The sequence below is a fragment of the Catellatospora bangladeshensis genome (genome assembly GCF_016862575.1).
Classification (GTDB): domain Bacteria; phylum Actinomycetota; class Actinomycetes; order Mycobacteriales; family Micromonosporaceae; genus Catellatospora; species Catellatospora bangladeshensis.
The window spans coordinates 1-18959 of record NZ_BONF01000055.1; the positions used below are offsets into that span (position 1 = coordinate 1).

The window sequence follows — 18959 nt, forward strand, 5'->3', positions numbered from 1 at the left end:
GCACCAACCAACCCGAAGCTCGCCACCACGGCCGCGCGTACCCTCGACACTCGCTAGCCCAGCGCGGTGAGCCCGCGAGGCCCGAGACTACGGGCACCGCAAGGACCACGGACGGATGCGGATGACGGTTATCGAGGCTGACCTGTTCACGGACGCAGGCAACAACGCCGTCGTGCGCCTGCCGCACCGCGCGTTTCCCGGCATTCTCATCCAAGGCGACACGTTCGCAAACCTGCGCGTTCAGCTCGCCGAGGCGGCGTCGCTGCTGAGCGAGTCACCGGCAAGCTCCGACGCTCTCGGCCAGCTTCAGTCTGTGATCAACGACTTCGACGAGATCCTGCACCGGTACGAACAGGCACTCGCCTCGCGCGGACTTCGCCGCCCGTACTGAAGCGCTCCTTCCTACCTCCCTAGCACCTCGCCGGCGTGGTCGGACGTCTGCAGTTGCCCATTTACTCAGCATGGCTGCGGATGCGCGGCCGGGGTGATTCACGGCGTGGCCTGGGTGGCTGCCGGGGTCAGACGATCCCCGGATCGACCAGCACCTGCTCGGCGGGCTCGTCCCGCGAGCCGTCGTCGATGCGGAGCAGCGCGGCCAGTTCGGCCAGGGCGGTCCGGAGAGCGACCTCGGCCGGGTCGGCGTGCTCGACGGCCGTCCATGTCACGGCAGCCGCGGCCACGACTACGCGACTGAAAGCATCTCCAGCTGCTGGTGGCGAACATGTTGTTCCTGATCGCTCATGGTCGGCGATCTTGCCAGTGCGGTATCGCGCTGTCTACACCCGCCGACCGACGGGCCGGCCATGAGCGTAGGGCCAACCGTGGCCGTTCCCAGACGCCACACGTGGCCACCGACATGACCATGCGTTCGACGCCTGGGCGGCGGTCGGCGAGTCCTTGAACGGACAGGCCCAAGAACCCGGTCGAGCTGCTCGCCTGCGAGGGCCGGCCTCGGGATACGCGGTGGAAGCCTAGGTTCATGATCGGGCACACTGTCCGCCGTGGCAGAGACACGTCATCCGATCGGAGCCGTTCGGGTCGGCCTGTCCCTGTGGTCATGGTGAGAGGGCGTGTGGTCGTGGAACTGGCCATCCTGGTCGGGTTGCAGGCGTCAGGCAAGAGCACGTTCTGCCGGCAGACGCTGGCGGCCAGCCATGTCGTGGTGAGCAAGGACGCCTTCCCCAACGCGCGCCACCGTCAGCGCCGACAGATGCGGCTGGTCGGCGAGGCCCTGGGCGCCGGACGCAGCGTTGTCGTGGACAACACCAACCCGTCCCCGCAGGAGTGGCAGCCATTGATCGAGGCCGCGTGCCGGTCTGGCGCGACGGTGGTCGGATACTGGTTTCCGCCGGACCGGGCGGCGGCGTCGGCCCGCAACGCCGCTCGCGACGAGCGCACCCGCGTCCCGGACGTCGGGCTGTACGCGACCCTCAAGCGACTGCGCCAGCCCCGCCTGGCAGACGGGTTCGATCAGCTCTTCACGGTCAGGTTCGACGGCGTCGGCGGTTTCTGCGTCGACGCCATGCTCCAGGAGGACCACGTCAGGTGAACGCCGACGAATTCGAGGCCGTCCAACGCGCCCGCGAGTACTTCCACGGGCTGACCGTGCTGCCCGGCGCCTGGACGGTGCTGCGGCTGGACGGCCGGAGCTTCTCCCGCTTCACCGAACAGCGCTTCGACAAGCCGTTCGATCCCCGATTCTCCGAACTGATGGTCACGACTGCTCAGACCTTGATGACCGAACTGGGCGCCCGGTACGCCTTCACGGAAAGCGACGAGATCTCCGTGCTGCTACACCCCGGCTTCGACCTGTTCGGCCGCAGTGTGGAGAAACTCGTCTCGATCTCGGCCGGCATCGCCAGCGCCGCGTTCACCCACGCCTTCGGCGAACCGGCTCACTTCGACTCTCGCCTATGGCTCGGCATCACCGTCGGCGACGTGGTCGACTATTTCTCCTGGCGGCAGGCCGACGCCGCCCGCTGCGCGCTCAACGGGTGGTGCTACTGGACGCTGCGCAACGCCGGTCAGTCCCGCCAGGAGGCCACCCGCGTGCTGGACGGAACCAGCACCGCAGACAAGAACGAGCTGCTGTTTCGCCACGGGATCAACTTCAACGATCTGCCCGCCTGGCAGCGCCGCGGCATCGGAATGTGGTGGGAGGTCTACGACCACCCTGGCTACGACCCTGTCCGCCGCACCGAGGTCACAGCCGCGCGCCGGCGGATCGCCGTCGAACGCGAACTCCCCATGAAGGACGCCTACCGCAGCCTCATCGAGCAGGTCGCCACCGCTCCGGCTCCCACCCGCCGGTGAACGTTGCACGCTGCTGGTACATGAACTCTCTCTTGTCGTAGCGCGTGGCCAGGGCCGGAGCTGCTTTACGCTTGCTGAGCGCACGACGTTGCACTGTCTGCACAGCTCGCGGAAACGGCCGGTAAGCGTCAACTGCGGCTGCCCCCTTCCACTCGCACGGTGGCCCGGTCCCCTTCTCCCAGAGGCCGCAGCCTTGACATCCCGCTTATGAAAGTCCTAGCTTTCGTTAGTGGGTACTTTCAAAGCACATGAGGGTTGGGAGGCTTTGGGTGATCCCAGCCGCTTCGCCATCGTGCAGTGCCTGGCCGAGCGGCCACGAGACGTCGGGGAGCTGGCCGGCCAGCTACCCATCACCCGGCAGGCCGTTTCGCAGCATCTGCGGGTGCTCAAGGAGGCCGGGCTCGTCTCAGCGGAGCCGGTCGGCACGCGCCGGATCTACCGGCTCAATCCGGTCGGGGTGGCTGCCCTGAGAGATCAGCTCGACACGTTCTGGCGCCGTGCGCTGGACGGCTTCCAGAACACCGTCGAAGACAAACCAGAGGAGAAGTCATGACACAGCCAGGTTCTGCGGTGGTGCGTCGCCACGTCGTGGTCGACGCCTCGATCGAGAAAGCGTTCAGCGTGTTCACCGACCGGTTCGGCGACTTCAAACCACGAGAGCACAGCCTGCTGGGCGCGCCGATCGTCGAGACCGTGTTCGAACCCCGAGTGGGCGGGAACATCGTCGACCGCGCCGAAGACGGCAGTGAATGCCGCTGGGCGCGCATCCTCGCCTACGACCCGCCGCACCGGGTCGTGTTCAGCTGGGACATCGGCCCCACCTGGCAGGTCGAACCCGATCCCGCACTCACCAGCGAAGTCGAGGTGACCTTCACCGCCGAGACCGCGGACCGGACCCGCGTCGACCTCGAACACCGCAACATCGACCGGCACGGCCCAGGGTGGGAGTCGCTCCGCGACGGCGTCGAGCACGAGGAGGGCTGGCCGCTGTACCTGGACCGGTACACCGCATTGTTCGACAAGGCATAAGCCCCGGCAGCGGACGAACGCCCGCGATGGTGGCGCGGCCGGGACTCCTGACCGCGCCAACGATCCGGAACCTCTTGGCCACTGGCTGCACCACGCGGTGCGGCCAGTGGCTTCTGGCCCGCCGGCCCTGGCACGCTCCACTTGTCATGCGCGGGAGAGCGCCTCGACGACCGGCTCGACACGACCGCAGGCGATCGCGGCGACGCTGATCCCACCGACCCGCGCCGACCTCTGACCAAAGGCGAATCAGCTTCAGCCGACCACGGCGTCGGCGTAACCGCCGTTTCCGGTTGCCGACACCCGCCCAATGACGCAAAAAGGACATCTGATGCGGCAAACGGGTTACGATGCGTGTTGTCGATCAACGGGGGCGCATCATGGGTTCGACAAGACGAACATTGCTGACCGGTGTGGGCGCGGCAGCCGCAGGGGGCCTGGCAGGCGCGAACTCCGCCGCCGCAGCGGGTTCAGCCGCAACTGCGGCCGATCCCGTCACACCCGCGGCCGATCCCGTCGCGCTCGGGCCGGCCGCCGACATCCCGGTCGGCGGGGGCAAGGTCTACGGCACCGCGATGGTCGTGGTCACCCAGCCCTCCGCAGGTGACTTCAAGGCGTTCACCTCCATCTGCACACATTGGGGCTGCCAGGTCGCCGCCGTGGAGAACGACCAGATCATCTGCCGCTGCCACGGCAGCCGCTTCTCGGCGACCGACGGCTCTGTCCTCGCGGGCCCGGCCACGCTGCCGCTCGGCTCGACAGCCGTGGCCGTCAAGGACGGGCAGATCATCCTCGGCTGAGCACGCCACTCCACCGGCGTGCGAGCAACCGGTGCGCGGTATGCGTGCTGTCCATCGGCTGGGCACAATGGCGCCGCGATCCGCCGCTGACCGGCCAATACGGAGCCTGCTCAGATGTGGTTGGAGGGTGGCGGCTGGGACCGGGCTGAGGCGCCGCAGACGCCCGGTGAAGGCAGCCGTTCGGCGAGGCGAGCCGCGAGCCGTCGTCTGAGGGCGTGGCCCGGCCTGGCAGAACGGCGACACCGACCACGATGCCGGCCGAGCCGGGTGGCAATGGACGGAGATGGTGGTGGCGACTTCCAGCGACGTACCGGGTTCGGGGCGAGCCGGCGCTGTCGCGCAGGTCCTCGGCGCCGAAGGCGAGGTGGCCGGGGCCGGATTCCTGGTCGGCCCCGGCCTGCTGGTCACCTGCGCGCATGTGGTGGTGGCTGCCGGGGGCGGCCCGGATGGCCGGCTGTGGCTGGCCTTCCCCCATCTGGACGGTGCGCCGCGGGTGGCCGGGCAGGTGCTGGCCTCGTCATGGCGGGAGCCGGAGGCCGAGGATGTCGCGCTGGTGCAGCTGGACAGCGTGCCACCGGACGCCTCGGTGCCGGGACTGGGATCCGCGGCGGGGTGCCGGGGGCGCCGGGTCTGCTCGTTCGGGTTCCCCGCCCAGGCCCCTCCCGGCGGCCACTTCGGCTCCGGGGTGGTCTGTGACCTGCTTTCCGCCCCGGGTGCCGGTGAGCTCCTGCAGCTGACCGACGCCAACGACCTGACGACCGGCTTCAGCGGTGGGCCGGTGTTCGATGAGGTCACCGGTCTGGTGATCGGAATGATCACCTCGATCAGCCGGGCGGATGCCCACCTGCGGGGCACGGGCATCGCCTATGCCACACCGACCCAGACCCTGCGACGGGTATGGCCCGAACTGGCCGAGCAGGAGGTCTGCCCCTACCGGGGTCTGGAGCCGTTCACCGCCGAGCACACCGGTTGGTTCCACGGCCGGACGAGCGCGGTGGAGCACGTGCTGGACGCGCTGGCCGGGACGCGGCGCGCGCTGCTGCTGCTCGGGCCCTCCGGTGCGGGCAAGTCGTCGCTGATGCAAGCCGGCGTGCTGCCCGCCCTGGCCACCGGTGCGCTGCCCGGCAGCGACCGGTGGATACCCGTGCTGGCCCGCCCGGGGCAGGACCTGCCGGCCGGACTCGAACGCGCCGGGCTGCCGGGGGCCGAGGACGGGTCGATCGCCGCGGCGGTCGAGCGCAGGCTGGCCGACGAGCCGGCCGGTGCGCGCCTGCTGCTGATCATCGACCAGTTCGAGGAGCTGCTGACCGCACCGGCCGCCGGGGACGCCGCCGCGTCTCGCGACGTGCTTGACCAGCTCCTGGCGGCGCTCGACTCGACCGCCCCGCTGAGCCTGGTGCTGGTGATGCGCGACGACTTCTACCCGCAGCTGGCCGCACAGGCGCCGGAGCTGCTGCAGGCGCTGACACCGGGCCTGGTCAACGTGCCGGCCACGCTGAGCACTCAGGATCTGCACGACATCGTCACCAAACCGGCGGCGGCGGTGGGACTGCGCTGCCAGGACGGGCTCGTGGAACGCATCATCACCGACATGCTGGCCGCAGGCCCCGACGCCTCCGGCCACCACGCGCCGATCACCATGCTGCCGCTGCTGGAACTTACGCTGCAGCAGCTGTGGCAGCGCCGGCACGACGGTTACCTGACCCATGACGCATACCAGCGCATCGGCGGCGTCACCGGCAGCCTGGCCACCTGGTGCGACACCGCGATCAACCAGCTGAGCCCGGCGCAGCGGCCTGCTGCGCAGCGGATCCTCACCGCGCTGGTCCGCCCGGCCGACGAAGCCCACCACATCCCCGGCGTCCGGCAGCAGTGCACCCTGGACGTGCTACGCGAACTGGCCGACGCGGACGACCCCGCCTCCGCCGACCGGACCGCCAACCAGGCAGACGAGGTGCTGGCCATTCTGACCAGCCAGCGGATCGTCACCACCCACGCCGTCCCCGCCACGGGGCAGCCCCTCGACGCCCCCGCGCTCCCGGTCGCCGAACTGGTCCATGACACCCTGATCCGCGACTGGCACACCCTCCGCGACTGGGTCAGCAAGGACCACGACTTCCACGACTGGCTGCGCCGCGTCGACGAGAAGCGCATCCGCTGGGCGCACCGCCAGCAGCCCGACGACCTGTTACACGGCACCGACCTGGCTGAAGGCCTCGACTGGTCCAAGCAGCGCCACCTGCCCCGCGACATCGGGGTCTTCCTGACGGCGAGCCATCAACGCCAGCAGGCCGGACACCGGCGTGCCAGGCGCCTGAACGTCATCCTGGCCAGCCTGCTCATCGTCACCCTCACCACCACCGGAGTGGCCGGGTGGCTGCGGCAGACCGCGGTCGCCGCAAAACAGGCCGCTGTCGCCGCGAAGCAGGCCGCGGACGGCGCGAAGCGCGAGGCTCAGTCCCGCCAGCTCGCCGCACAATCCACCACGCTCATCGACGCCAACTCCGATCTGGCCTCGCTGCTGGCCGTGCTGGCCTACCGGACCAATCCCACCACGGAAGCCATCGCCAGCCTGTACGGCGCCGCAGCGCTGCCTCTCCGGCGCCGCTTGAGCCATAGCAGCAGCGTGTGGTCGGTGGCATTCAGCCCGGACCAGAACACCCTGGCCACCGGCAGTGCCGACCGCACGGTGCGGCTGTGGGACCCGGCCACCGGGCAGGCCCGCATCACCCTGACCGGCCACACCGGCGGGGTGCTGTCGGTGGCGTTCAGCCCGGACGGGCGCACCCTGGCCACGGCCAGCGACGACAAGACGGTGCGGCTGTGGGATGTGGCAACCCGGCGACCCCGCGCCACACTGACCGGCCATACCGGCGGGGTGCTGTCGGTGGCGTTCAGCCGGGACGGGCGCACCCTGGCCACGGCGAGCGACGACAAGACGGTGCGGCTGTGGGACCCGGCCACCGGGAAGATCCGCATGACCCTGAACGGCCATACCAGCGACGTGCTGTCGGTGGCGTTCAGCCCCGACGGGCGCACCCTGGCCACGGCCGGCGACGACAAGACCGTGCGGCTGTGGGACCCCGCCACCGGGCAGAACCGCCGCGCCCCACTGACCGGCCACAGCGGTCGCGTGTGGTCAGTGGCGTTCAGCCCCGACGGGCAGACCCTGGCCACCGGAAGCGGTGACCACACGGTGCGGCTGTGGAACCTGGCTGCCGGGCAGACCCGTGCCACCCTGACCGGCCACACCAGCGAGGTGCTGTCGGTGGCGTTCAGCCCGGACGGGCAGACCCTGGCCACCGGCAGCCACGACAAGACGGTGCGGCTGTGGGACCTGGCCACCGGGCAGACCCGCACCACCCTGACCGGCCACACCGCACTCGTGTGGTCGGTGGCGTTCCAGCGGGACGGGCACACCCTGGCGACCGGCAGCGACGATGCCACGGTGCGGTTGTGGGACCCGGCCACCGGGCAGGCCCGTACCTCCCTGTCCGGTCACACCGGTCCGGTGTGGGCGGTGACGTTCAGCCCGGACGGGCAGACCCTGGCGACCGGCGGCGAGGACGGGACGGCGCGGTTGTGGAACCCGGCCAGTGGGCAGACCCTCATCATCCTGACCGGCCATACCGGCCCCGTGAGGTCGGTGGCGTTCAGCCCCGACGGGCAGACCCTGGCCACCGGCGGCGACGACAAAGTGGTGTTGTGGAGTGTGACCTCCGGAGGAGAGCTCGATCCTGTGGCCGATCACAACCGCGGCGTGAGGTCGGTGGCGTTCAGCCCGGACGGGCGCACTCTGGCCGGCGGGGGCGAGGACGGAACGGTGCGGCTGTGGGACCTGGCCACCAGGCAGGCCCGCGCCACCCTGAGCGGCCACACCGGCGACGTGTTGTCGGTGGCGTTCAGCCCCGACGGGCAGACCCTGGCCACCGGCAGCGACGACAAGACGGTGCGGCTGTGGGACCCGGCCACCGGCCAGGCCCGCACCACCCTGACCGGCCATGCCAGCGGCGTCAGGTCGGTGGCGTTCAGCCCCGACGGGCGTACCCTGGCCACGGCCAGCGACGACGGCACCGTGCGGTTGCGGGACCCGGCCACCGGGCAGACCCGCACCACCCTGCCCGGCCAGACCGGCACGATGGGGGCCGTGGCGTTCGGCCCGGACGGGCGCACCTTCGCCACGGCCAGCTCCGGAACGGTGCGGCTGTGGGACCCGGCCACGGGACAGGCCCGCACTCCCCTGACCGGCCACACCGGCTGGGTGAACGCGGTGGCGTTCAGCCCCGACGGGCACACCCTGGCCACCGGCAGCTCCGACGACACCGTGCGGTTGTGGAACCCGGCCACCGAGCGTGGCACGCTGACCGGCCACACCGGCCCCGTGTGGTCGGTGGCGTTCAGCCCGGACGGGCACACCCTGGCCACGGGCGGCGAAGACGGGACGGCGCGGTTGTGGGACCCGGCCGGCGGGAAGACCCGTACCACGCTGACCGGCCACACCGGCCCCGTGTGGTCGGTGGCGTTCAGCCCGGACGGGCGCACCCTCGCCACGGCCGGCTCCGACGGGACGGCGCGGTTGTGGGACCCGGCCACCGGGCAGGCCCGCCGCGGCCCCCTGACCGGCCACACCGGCCCCGTGCGGGCGGTGGCGTTCAGCCCGGACGGGCGCACCCTCGCCACGGCCGGCTCCGACGGGACGGTCCGGTTGTGGGACCCGGCCACCGGGCAGACCCGCGCCCCCCTCGGCGAAACCGACCCGGTGTCCTCGGTGGCGTTCAGCCCGGACGGGCGCACCCTGGCCACCGGCGGTTACGACGGCATGGTGCAGCTGTGGGACCTGTCCAGCGAGCAGATCCGCGCCACCCTCGGCCAGACCGACCTGGTGTCGTCGGTGGCGTTCAGCCCGGACGGCCGGACCCTGGCCACGGCCAGTTCCGACGGTACGGTCCGGTTGTGGGACCCGGCCACCGGGCACACCCGCACCACGCTGACCGGTCACACCGGCTGGGTGAACGCGGTGGCCTTCAGCCCGGACGGGCGCACCCTGGCCACGGCCAGCGACGACGGCACGGTGCGGTTGTGGGACCTGGCCACCCAGCAGGCCCGCACCACCCTGACGGGCCACAGCAGCGGCGTGCGGTCGGTGGCGTTCAGCCCGGACGGGCGCACCCTGGCCACCGGCGGCTACGACGGCAAGGCGCGGTTCTGGAGCATCCCCTCGCAGGACCCGGTCGCCGCCATCGACAAGATCTGCTCAGCCGTCGGCCGGGACCTCACCCCGCTGGAGAGGTCCGCGTACCTGCCGGCAGATCAGCTGCTCGCGGTCGTCTGCCCCGCCTGAATCCGCCCGCACGCGGATGCGCGGACACCGCGACCCGATCAGTGGTCGCGGTGTCCGCGGTCGGTGGTCCAGCGGCGCGGGTTCACGCCAGCCGGATGTCCTCAAGCCGCCTCAGCTCGTGCAGCGGCATCGCGCCCGGCACGGTCTCCTCGCGGGCGAGCGGATCGGCGTTCTTGAGCTTGCCGAACCGCAGCCCGGTCAGCTCCTCGATCCGCGCGATCGGGACCTGGTATGTCTTGAACTGGCCGAACACGAACTCGATGTCGGTGATCAGGTCGGCTTGGCTCACGGTGTAGGCGGTGGCGGTCAGCTTGCCGGTCTCGGCGTGCACCATGACGGCGACCTTCCAGAACGCCCGGGGCAGCTGCACGCCGCGATACTCCGGGTCCTCCTCGCTGAACACCGGGCCGGTGTACACGCACGCGCGGAAGTCGAGCGTGTCGGCGTGCCCGAGCAGGTAGTCCTCCAGCTCCAGCCACAGGTGCTGGTTGAACTCGATGTGCTGCGGCGTGGCGTTGGTGAAGAAGAACGTGTCCTTCTCCGCGCGCTTCGCGTCCTCCAGGCTGCCCCAGGCGGGGTCCAGGCGGCGGACCAGATGTCCCCGGTCGAGGTCGTTGCCCGCGTAGAGGGCGTTGCCGACCTGCAGTGAGGCGTCCAGCCGCGGGTCGAAGCTCCAGCGGTCCTGCCCCCGCTTCAGCATGCGGCTGAGTGAGCCGTCGATGTTCGAGGCAGTGAAGATCGCAAACTTGCGCTCGGTGTGCATAGCGATGGAGAAGTGCTGGTACTTGAGCAGGTGCCGGGCGGAGCCGGGGGCGTCGGCATCCACGACGGCGGCGACCTCGGCCAGCGCCGCGGACAGCTCGGGCAGCGGCGTCTTGAGGTTGGCCGCGGTGCCCAGGAACGTCTCGTCGAAGCCCGGACGGTCCTGCAGCGAGGCCGCCGACACCCGCGCCTCGGGCTCCGGCTTGAGCGTCTGGGCGAGGCTGACCGACTGCGGTCTCACGGCCCGTTTCGCCGTACCGTCCAGCTTCTGCAGATGGCGGCGGAGTTCGGCAACGGTCACCGCGTAGTTGGCGTCCAGGTATTCGCCGGCGAAGTGCAGGCCCAGCGCGCCGCCGGTCTCGACGTCGATGACCACAGATCCGGAGCTGCCCCCGAGCGTCGTGCAGTCGTGCGTGAAGACCTTACGGTCGACCTTGCCCATCACCTCGCCCGGCGCCAGGCGCTTGACGTCGTAGATGCCGCCGAACAGCCGGGTCTGGTCCAGCAGGCTGTTGCGCGGATCCTCCGCCGGATATCCGATGACGGCCACCACCTGGCCCGGCTGCGGCTCGCCTTCATAGAGCGGCACCGGCGGCGGCAGCAGGCGGCCCTTGGGCGCCTCCAGCTCGATGAACGCCAGGTCCGGGGCGTCGGCGCCCTGATCGGCCACGTAGAGCACGCGCTTGACCCGCACCTCGAACGGCCGCACGCCCGCGTACTCCTCTTTGAAGTCCAGCCGCGCGGTCAAGGGCTGCCCGATCGGGCTCGCCCGGAACACGAACTCGCCGCCGCGAGGCCGTACCAGTTCCGCGACCACGTGCCGGTTGGTCACGGCTATGCCGGGCGCGATCATCCAGGCGGTTCCCGCGTACGGCACCGACAGGCCGGTCACCTCCAGCCGCCCGACCGAGCGGATGGCCGCGTCCAGGCGCGACTTGGCGGGATACAGCCGCGAGCGCCAGATCTTCGCCTGCGGCAGTTCGAACGTGTCGTTGCGGACGAGCAGGGTGGGCCGGCCGAGCCGCTGAACGATGGCCTCCACCCGGGACTCTCGGCTCAGGGCCTCACGTACGGCGCGCTCGGCCGTGATCGGGTCCCGTGTCTCGGCGAGCAGGCTGACGTCGTGCCGGGCATGTCCGTTGGGCAGACCGGACAGCTGGCTCTCCATCTCGGGCAGCAGCTCGGCGATCTCGGATACCAGACGCTCGTCCTTCATGATCGATTCGCTTTGGAAGCGGCGCATTTCCCATCCCCCTATCAATGCCACATTGAGGGTAATACGACCAATCTTCGTATGGGACCCGATTAGGACGGCCCCGTCGCCGCACCGTACCGGCGGCAGGGCTGACCCCCGATCAGCCGCCTCCGTGTCGTTTCCGCAGGTCAGAGGCCAGATGTTGGTATGGTTCAGGCGACGTGGTCGCGTCGCCGCAGGCAAAGGATGCGCGTTATGCCTTTCGAATTCTTCACCGAACCTGTCGACGAATCCGGTGCCGTGAGAGGCCAGGTCTGCTTGGCGACCGGCGACGGCAACCAGCCCTTGATCGCCTACACCACGGACTCCGGCGCCGTGATGCTCGCCGAGCGGGTGGACGGCGAATGGTTGTTGAGCAGTGTGCCGGGCGGCGCGGCGACCCACGACGCCTACCGTGTCTCGCTCGCGCTCGACGGGGGCGGCGAACCACACATCGCCTTCGTGAACGCCGATTCCGACCACCTGGTCTACGGGGTCCGACGGGCGACCTGGCAGTTCGAGGACGTCCCGACGAAGGCCGGGCTTTTCCCAGGCCCCGTGCGGTTTCCGGCGTTGAGGCTCTACCGCGGATTCTTCGAAGATCCGGCGCACGACGGCGAAGCATTCCAGTGGGCGCCGCATCTGTGTTATCAGGCCGGCCTGTCGCTGTGGCACGCGAGTAAGCAGAGGCGGCGCGCCACGCCGCAGAACCCGCCGACGTGGAAGAAGAACGTCGTGCCGGTCGAGGAGGCCGACGGCACGGAGAAGGGCTGGTTCGCCACGCTTGACTTCGACCACGAGGACAATCTGCGGATCGCCGCCTTCGACGATCTGCCGGGCGGCAACAGACGGCGGCTGCGCCTGTCGACTCTCCTAAGGGACTTCGAGGACGGACCGGACGAGACGGAGACGATCGAGGCCGTCGGCGGCGACATCGTGGGCGAGTACCCGGCGATAGCGCACTCGATCACCGGCGAGGCAATCGTCACGTACTACGAACGCAAGGAGCGCGCGATCAAGGTCTTCATGTTCGGCAACGGCCCGGGCCTGCCGGCCCTGGGGACTGTGGCGAGCGACCTGGACGGCGTCAACGTGCAGCCCTCACCGGCCATCAGTTTCAACAACGGATTCTGCGTCGCGTACGGCTCCGGCGGAAAGCTGCGGCTGGCCACCCGGGTCGGCAGCGCCGGTCTCGCCATCCAGGACGTGGCCGACGGCGGCGACTGGGCCAGCCTGGACATCGACATCGATGGCAATGCGCACATCGCGCACGTGGCGGAGGGCAGACTGATGTACGCCTTCGCCTCGCGCAGCGAAGGCTGACCGTGACGTCGGCCTACCTGCTGGTCCGCAGCCGAGACCTGGTCGTGCTGGCCGTGCGCTGGGACGGGTGCGAGGTGCACCCCGGCACACCCGTGCCGACGCTGGTGGCCACCGCGCAGGCGGCCTCGGTGACGCTGACCTTCCCACCGCAGGCGATCCTGGAGCAGGCGACGGACCTGACCGGCTTCTTCACGCCCGGCAAGGTGCACAGCGACTCTAGACTGGCCGGCGTCAGCGAACTCGCCTTCCGCATCGCCCCGGGCAACGCCGTCGAGCTGACCGTCGCCGGCCTGCTGGCAGCACTGGCCGACGTCACCGAACAGTCGGTGGTGGAGCTGCCGTGGGGGCTGAAGCTGCGGCCGCACCCGCAGGCCGGTCCCGGCATGGTGTCCGAACACCCCGCCGAGCCGGTGGCCGGGCCCGGACCGGACACGGTCGGCCTGTGGCAGGCGAGGCTGCGCGCCCTGCAGGGCAGCCGGACGGACGCCCGCCTGAAGGTCACCCCGCTGGAGTTCACCCAGAGCAGCGGCATGCCGGCAAGACCGCTGTTCCAGACGGTGCCGCTGGACGGGCAGCGCTCGTTCATCACCATGCAAAGCGCCGAGTCGCTGCCGCGAGTGTCCCGACTGGAACTGAGCGCGCTGGGCGGATCGCTGACCGCCGAGGCGACCTGGACGGCCGGTTCGTGGAGCCACGACATGGTGCTGGGCCGCGACCACCGGGTGGAGGTGACCAACCAGGGCCGGTTCTGGCCGTTCGGCCACCGCGCCGTGTTCCAGGTCTTCACCAATCGCGCGTTCCTGCCCGTGGTGTCTCCCACCCGGCACGGAACAGCCGCCGCGCTGCAAGCGCGTCACGTGCTGGTGATCCTCGAACCGCTGCGCACCGGGCTGCGCACCCGGACGTTTCCCTTCGACGAAGTCGAGATCCTGGGACAGTCCTTCCTCATCGACAGCGTGCCGCCGCAGGACCTGTCACTGCCGTTCATCCCCAGGCGCGGCGGTGCGCCGTTGCGGATCCCCGTCCGCTGCCGCTCGGGCGGCAAGGACCTGCACTTCTCCATCCCCATGATCTTCGTCGGTCTGCCGAGCACGGAACCGGGTGCGGCCGCGCTGTCGGCCTGGCGTCCACTCGCCACGGTCGGCATGGCAGGTGTCGAGCTCGACATGCTGGGCGCTGGCGGGCTTCCGGGCGACATCCACGAGGTCCACTCGCTGACGCTGGACGGCAAGGCCCAGGGAGCAGGGTTCCGCCCCGACCTTGAGAAGTTCGCGGTGGTGCTGCCCGCGCTGCGATCCCTGCTCCCCGGGGCGGGGCACGAGGCAGCGCGAACGGTGACGTACGCTCCCGAGCTGCGCGCCGGCCAGGCCGTCCCCAAGGTGCCGCTGCGCTTCGACGCCCCTGTCCTGGTCAACTTCACGGGCAACACCGACCGGTCCGGTGCGCTGGTGGCGCCCAGGTTCGACGCGGACGGCATCTCCCGCGACCTCGGCCCGGTCGCCAGCAGCGTGCTGCCGGACCAGCCGAATCTGGGCACGGCGCTGGGCGAGGCGTTCCGCGGGGCGACGTTGTTCGGCTTTCCGCTCGCCTCCCTCATCGACACCGGCACCAACCCGAAACCCGCCCCGCCGACGATCCTGCAGCGGCGGGTGGGGCAGGCGGTCTCCGTCCAGATGCGCTGGGCGGACCTGAAACTGGTGCCGCACGGGCCGTTCCGGCCCAAGCCGGGCGGGCCACCACCACAGCTGGACCTGGTCGTGGGCGCCGGCCCCGTCCCGCCCGGCGCGCCGGAGCCACCCAACACCTGCACCCTGTCGAACTTCACCCTGGCCCTGCCGCCCAGCTCACCGCTGATCACGCTCACCTTCGACAGGGTGCGGTTCACCCAGCGGCCGGGCGAGCCGATGAAGCTGGAACTCACGGGGTTCGGCATCGAGTTCGGTGGCGAACTCAAGCTGCTGCAGGAACTGCAGAAACGGGTCATGTCCGTGCTCGGCGGGCATGGCCCGACGGTCAGCGTCTCGTCGTCTGAGATCGTCGTCGGCTACCAGCTGCGCCTGCCGGACGCACCGGCCGGGATGTTCGTCATGCGCAACATCGCCGTCCTGGCCGCGGTGCATGTGCCGTTCGCGCAGAACCCGGTGCGGGTCGTGGTCGGGTTCGCCAGCCGGGAGCAGCCTTTCGCCCTTACCGTCAGCGGATTCGGCGGCGGCGGATACGTTGCGGTCGAGATCGTCGGCGACACCCCGTCGAAACTCGAGCTGTCGATGGAGTTCGGCGCGATGATCGCGCTTGACTTCGTCGTCGCCCAGGCGGAGGTGCATGCCCTGGGCGGCGTACGGTTCGTGCACCGCGCGGACGGCTCGACGGCGCTGGAGGCGTTCATCCGCATCGGCGGCTCCGTACGGCTGCTGGGGCTGGTCACGGTCTCGGTGGACCTGCGCGTGAACCTCACGTTCTCCGACCCGCCGCCGAGGCTCACCGGCCGGGCCTCGCTCGTCATCGAGCTGGACCTGACCCTCTACTCGGAGACCGTGACCGTCGACAGCGGACAGTTCGAACTGATCGGCGGTGCCGCCCCGGCAGCGCCGCCGGATGAGGCTCTGCCGGCCGAGGACGACGCGGCCCGGCAGAAGGCATGGGAAAACTACTGGGAGGCGTTCGCGTGAGCCAGCTGCTGTGGGTCGCGGTTCCTGGCGGCGTCAAGTCGGGCAGCGCGCTGCTGCGGGTCCTCATCGTGCCGAAGCTCGACGGTGGTCCGCTGTCCGCGCACGGCATGGCGTCGTGGCCGCCCAGCCAGCTGCGAGAGGGCACGGTGCGGGTCGAGGTGTTCGCCCCCGGCACGGGCGCGGACACACTCCCGGCGCTGACCCGCGACCTGACCCCGGCGATCGGGTTCCAGAGCGGGCTGTGGGAGAAGCTGACCGACGGCTTGACGGTCGAGAGCGGCGGGGATACCCCGGCGCCGCCCGCGCCCGCCTCGCTGACCGTCTACCCGACCTCGCGCGATGCGCAGGCGATCGCCAGCACGCTCAAAGGCGCGTCCCAGACCCCGATCACCATCGAGCAGGGACACCAGAGCGCGGCGTACGCGAGCAGGGTTCGCACGCTGCTCGACACACACTGGGCCGGCACGGACCATCCGATCGACAGCCAACCCGCGGCCACCTCGCCGCCCGGCCCACCGGGCCCGCCGGCGGCTGCGCAACCGGCGGGTTTCCACAGAACCCTGTCGCTGCTGCGGGAGCACCCGGCAGTGCTGCGGGCACTGGGGCTCATCCTGGAACTCACCCTCGACGCGAACGAGCTGTCCGCCCTGGCCGGAGGGACGATCCGGGTCCGGTGGCCGGGTCATGCCGCCCCGCTGCCCGCGGTCGTCTCGCCCAGGACCGGATTCGGCGCGCAGTTCCTGCCGGCGTCGACGGCGAACGTGGACGCCGGAATGGTCACGCTGGACCGGCGGGACGCCGCCGGGTCCCTTCGATGGGACGTCGCGACCGTCGACATAGATGTATCGGCGCAGCGGCTGCGCGAGGCCGCGGTGGCCATGACCGCCCGGCCCGGCGAGCCGGCCACGCTGCCCGCCGTGCGCTCGGGCGGGTTCCAGCTGGTGTTTCGCGGGCGGGGCCAGGAGATGGCCGAGCGGCTCAACCGCGCGACCCGCATGCTGCCTGACGTGCTCGCCGAGGACCTCACCGCTGACGACCTGCTCCTCGGTTACCGCATCGACCTGCTGCCGCAGCTGGGCGGCACCGACTGGTTCTCCCTGCAGCGGCGTGAGGCCGTCTACCGGGTGCACGACCGGCTCGCCGACGGGGGGATCAGCGAAGAGTTCACCGTCGTGGCATCACCGCAGCAGGTCGAGGAAGGCCACATCAAGACGAACGCGGCGATCCACGACGACAGCGGCTTGCACGCCGACGAGATCGTCGCCGCCTGGAGGGGCTGGAGTCTGGCGACGCCCCCGCCGCCTTTCGATCTGGGGCCGCGCGCCACACCGCCGCCGCGACCCGGCATGAACCTCAGCATGTCGTTCAAAGCCGCGCCGAAGACGCTGCCCCGGCTGCGCTTCGGCAGGCACTACGCGCTGCGGGCGAGAGTGGCCGACATCGCCGGCGGCGGTCTCGAACCGGGTGATCCCACACCGAGCCGTTACCAGACGCCGGCGATCTTCTACGGCCGGTACGAGCCGATGCTCGCCCCCGTCGTGGCCCTGCTCGACGGTGTCGCGCCGACGGAGCTCGGCCCGGGCGAAAGCGTCGAGCACGTCGTGGTGCGCAGCGATCCGGCCGGAGGGCTGGACATCGCCCAGTACAGCGCTCAGTTCGGTTACCGCCTCGACGACAAGCGGCAGTTGCTGCCGCCGTCGACGACTCTCACGATCGCCGAACAGCACGGCAGGTTCGACCAGACACAGCCCCACCTGACATGGGATTGGGCCCGGCGAGCGATGCGAGGCGAGCTGCCCGACCCGGCGGCCGGCGGTATCGCCGTCGTCGACCTCGGGCCGGACGCCCCGGCCGTGCCGGCGATGACCTGGCAGGGTGAATGGCCTGCGCTTACGGCGAAGAAGGTGCACCTCACCTCCATGCCGCCCGGACGGCCGCAGGCGGCGTGGCAGGCCGACGGCCGGCTGCTGGTCCGTGTCGCCCCGGCCGAGCGGATCACTCTGCAACTGTCGACATTTCCGCTGGAGGGAATCATCGACGACTTCGCCCTGCAGGCTGACCTGCCGGGCGTGTCGATGGAGACGGCCAGGCAGGGCCGGCACCCGATGCTCTCCCCCGCCCGGACGGTGACGTTCGTGCACGCGGTCCAGCGCCCGCTGCGGGCGCCCGACACGGTGCTGAAGGCGCATCGCGAGCAAGGCCAGACCTTCGTCACGCTCCACCCGAACTCGCCGCTGCTGGATCCGAAGAGCACCGCTCAGCTGGACATCACCGCGAGCTGGGACGACGTGTCCGATGCACCGGTGACCAGCCTCAGCCTGGGCACCGACGACTCCCCGCAGCCGCAGACGCTTTTCCGGCACGAGTTCGGCGACACGCGCCATCGGACGGTCAACTACACGCTGAGCGCGGTCAGCCGGTTCCGGGAGTACTTCCGCGGCTCGGACCCGGCCTCCTTCACCCGTGTCAGCAAGCCACCACCGGTGGTCGTGCTCAGCTCGCGCAGGCCCGCGCCGCCCATCATGCTGTCCGCGACGCCGGCTTTCGAGTGGGCGACGACCGGCAACCTGGACACCCCGGGGGCGGTGTTCACGAGAAAGCGCATGAGCACCCGGGTGCGGCTCACGTTGCAGCCACCCTGGCACACCACCGGCGTCGGTGAGATGGTCGGCGTCATCGTGCGGCCCGACGGCGACGAGTCCAGCGCGTTGGATGACTTCGTGACGCTGGTCGGGCACGATCCGCTCTACCCGTCGTTCGGGTTCCTCCATGGCGGCCCGTTCGCCGATGACATCGTCAGTGGCAGTGGTGGGCGACGGACCCTGCGCATCGCCGAGGCCGGAGTGGACGCGGTCGTCAAACCGCACGCGCCCGTCTTCCACAGCGGCGAGCAGAGCTGGCTGTGCGACGTGGGTTTCACGGCGGCCTTCGACCACACACTCGTCCAGCTCGCCGTCGCCCGCTACCAGCCCAACAGCCTTGACGGCCTGTGGCTGTCGGAGGTGGCCCGGACGGACCTGGTGCCTGTCATGCCCGAGCGGACCCTCACCGTGACCCGCGAGGCGGACAAGTACACGGTCAGGCTCAGCGGCCCGGTCTCGTCGGCCACGGCCCTCAACCGCGTCGACTTGATCATCGAGCGATGCCGCCGCCCCGCCGGCATGCCTGCCGAGCAGGTGGATCTGGTCGAAGTGGGCGACGTGGTCAGTGGTGTCGCGGCCTGGACGAAGCTCGTCTCGTTTCCGGCCAAGCCCGCCGGCCTGTCTCCCAACCTGCATTGGTCTTCACAGGTGTCCCTGCCCAACGGGCCGGGCGAGTTCCGGCTGCGGATCCGCGAGGTGGAGCTGCTGCCCAACACGATCGCGCAGCCGGGCGTCACGCTGAAAACCGGCACCGCCGGCGAAGTCAGGGAGCGGACCGTCTTCACCGATACCGTTGCGCTGCCCCATCTCTAAGCGGATGCGGCATTTGCGGCAGCTGCCGGTGTCCGC

Annotated in this window: 12 protein-coding genes; 10 read left to right on the plus strand and 2 right to left on the minus strand. The window is 70.5% G+C overall.

Going from position 1 to position 18959, the window contains the following annotated elements; translation table 11 throughout:
• Positions 1-121 precede the first annotated feature (121 nt).
• A complete protein-coding gene (locus Cba03nite_RS36100) occupies positions 122-391 on the plus strand; it encodes a DUF6959 family protein (protein ID WP_203756468.1) in 270 nt (89 codons plus the stop codon).
• A gap of 127 nt (positions 392-518) precedes the next feature.
• On the opposite strand, the gene Cba03nite_RS36105 is transcribed toward Cba03nite_RS36100, so the two are convergent.
• Positions 519-665, minus strand: coding sequence for a hypothetical protein (locus tag Cba03nite_RS36105; protein WP_203756471.1), 147 nt, complete (start codon positions 663-665; stop codon positions 519-521).
• A gap of 413 nt (positions 666-1078) precedes the next feature.
• On the opposite strand from Cba03nite_RS36105, the gene Cba03nite_RS36110 reads away from it, so the two are divergent.
• The 6 genes from Cba03nite_RS36110 (at position 1079) to Cba03nite_RS36135 (ending at position 9480) form a co-directional block, all read left to right on the plus strand.
• Positions 1079-1549, plus strand: a complete 471-nt coding sequence (locus Cba03nite_RS36110; protein WP_203756473.1) for an AAA family ATPase — start codon at positions 1079-1081, stop codon at positions 1547-1549.
• Positions 1546-2313 carry a tRNA(His) guanylyltransferase Thg1 family protein gene (locus Cba03nite_RS36115; RefSeq protein WP_203756474.1) on the plus strand — a complete coding sequence of 256 codons (768 nt, stop codon included), beginning with the start codon at positions 1546-1548 and terminating at the stop codon, positions 2311-2313. Before Cba03nite_RS36110 ends, Cba03nite_RS36115 begins: the two co-directional genes overlap by 4 nt.
• 229 nt (positions 2314-2542) lie before the next feature.
• Positions 2543-2866 (plus strand): ArsR/SmtB family transcription factor, encoded by a 324-nt coding sequence (locus Cba03nite_RS36120; protein WP_203756475.1) that lies wholly within the window; start codon positions 2543-2545, stop codon positions 2864-2866.
• Positions 2863-3342, plus strand: a complete 480-nt coding sequence (locus Cba03nite_RS36125; protein ID WP_203756476.1) for an SRPBCC family protein — start codon at positions 2863-2865, stop codon at positions 3340-3342. The genes Cba03nite_RS36120 and Cba03nite_RS36125 overlap by 4 nt, the downstream gene beginning before the upstream one ends.
• A 377-nt stretch (positions 3343-3719) precedes the next feature.
• A complete protein-coding gene (locus Cba03nite_RS36130) occupies positions 3720-4139 on the plus strand; it encodes a Rieske (2Fe-2S) protein (protein ID WP_239126278.1) in 420 nt (139 codons plus the stop codon).
• A 289-nt stretch (positions 4140-4428) separates the two neighbouring features.
• Complete coding sequence (locus tag Cba03nite_RS36135; RefSeq protein WP_203756479.1) at positions 4429-9480, plus strand: nSTAND1 domain-containing NTPase; 5052 nt, start codon at positions 4429-4431, stop codon at positions 9478-9480.
• Between the two features lie 82 nt (positions 9481-9562).
• On the opposite strand, the gene Cba03nite_RS36140 is transcribed toward Cba03nite_RS36135, so the two are convergent.
• Positions 9563-11458 carry a DNA/RNA non-specific endonuclease gene (locus tag Cba03nite_RS36140; RefSeq protein WP_203756482.1) on the minus strand — a complete coding sequence of 632 codons (1896 nt, stop codon included), beginning with the start codon at positions 11456-11458 and terminating at the stop codon, positions 9563-9565.
• A gap of 234 nt (positions 11459-11692) precedes the next feature.
• Here Cba03nite_RS36140 and Cba03nite_RS36145 point away from each other — a divergent pair, with 234 nt between their 5' ends.
• From Cba03nite_RS36145 to Cba03nite_RS36155, 3 genes are read left to right on the plus strand one after another with little or no spacing between them, the layout of a single operon-like run.
• Positions 11693-12799, plus strand: a complete 1107-nt coding sequence (locus Cba03nite_RS36145; RefSeq protein ID WP_203756484.1) for a hypothetical protein — start codon at positions 11693-11695, stop codon at positions 12797-12799.
• A gap of 2 nt (positions 12800-12801) precedes the next feature.
• Positions 12802-15468 (plus strand): hypothetical protein, encoded by a 2667-nt coding sequence (locus Cba03nite_RS36150; protein WP_203756485.1) that lies wholly within the window; start codon positions 12802-12804, stop codon positions 15466-15468.
• On the plus strand, positions 15465-18923 hold the full coding sequence (locus tag Cba03nite_RS36155; protein ID WP_203756487.1) for a hypothetical protein: 3459 nt from the start codon (positions 15465-15467) through the stop codon (positions 18921-18923). Before Cba03nite_RS36150 ends, Cba03nite_RS36155 begins: the two co-directional genes overlap by 4 nt.
• Positions 18924-18959 lie beyond the last annotated feature (36 nt).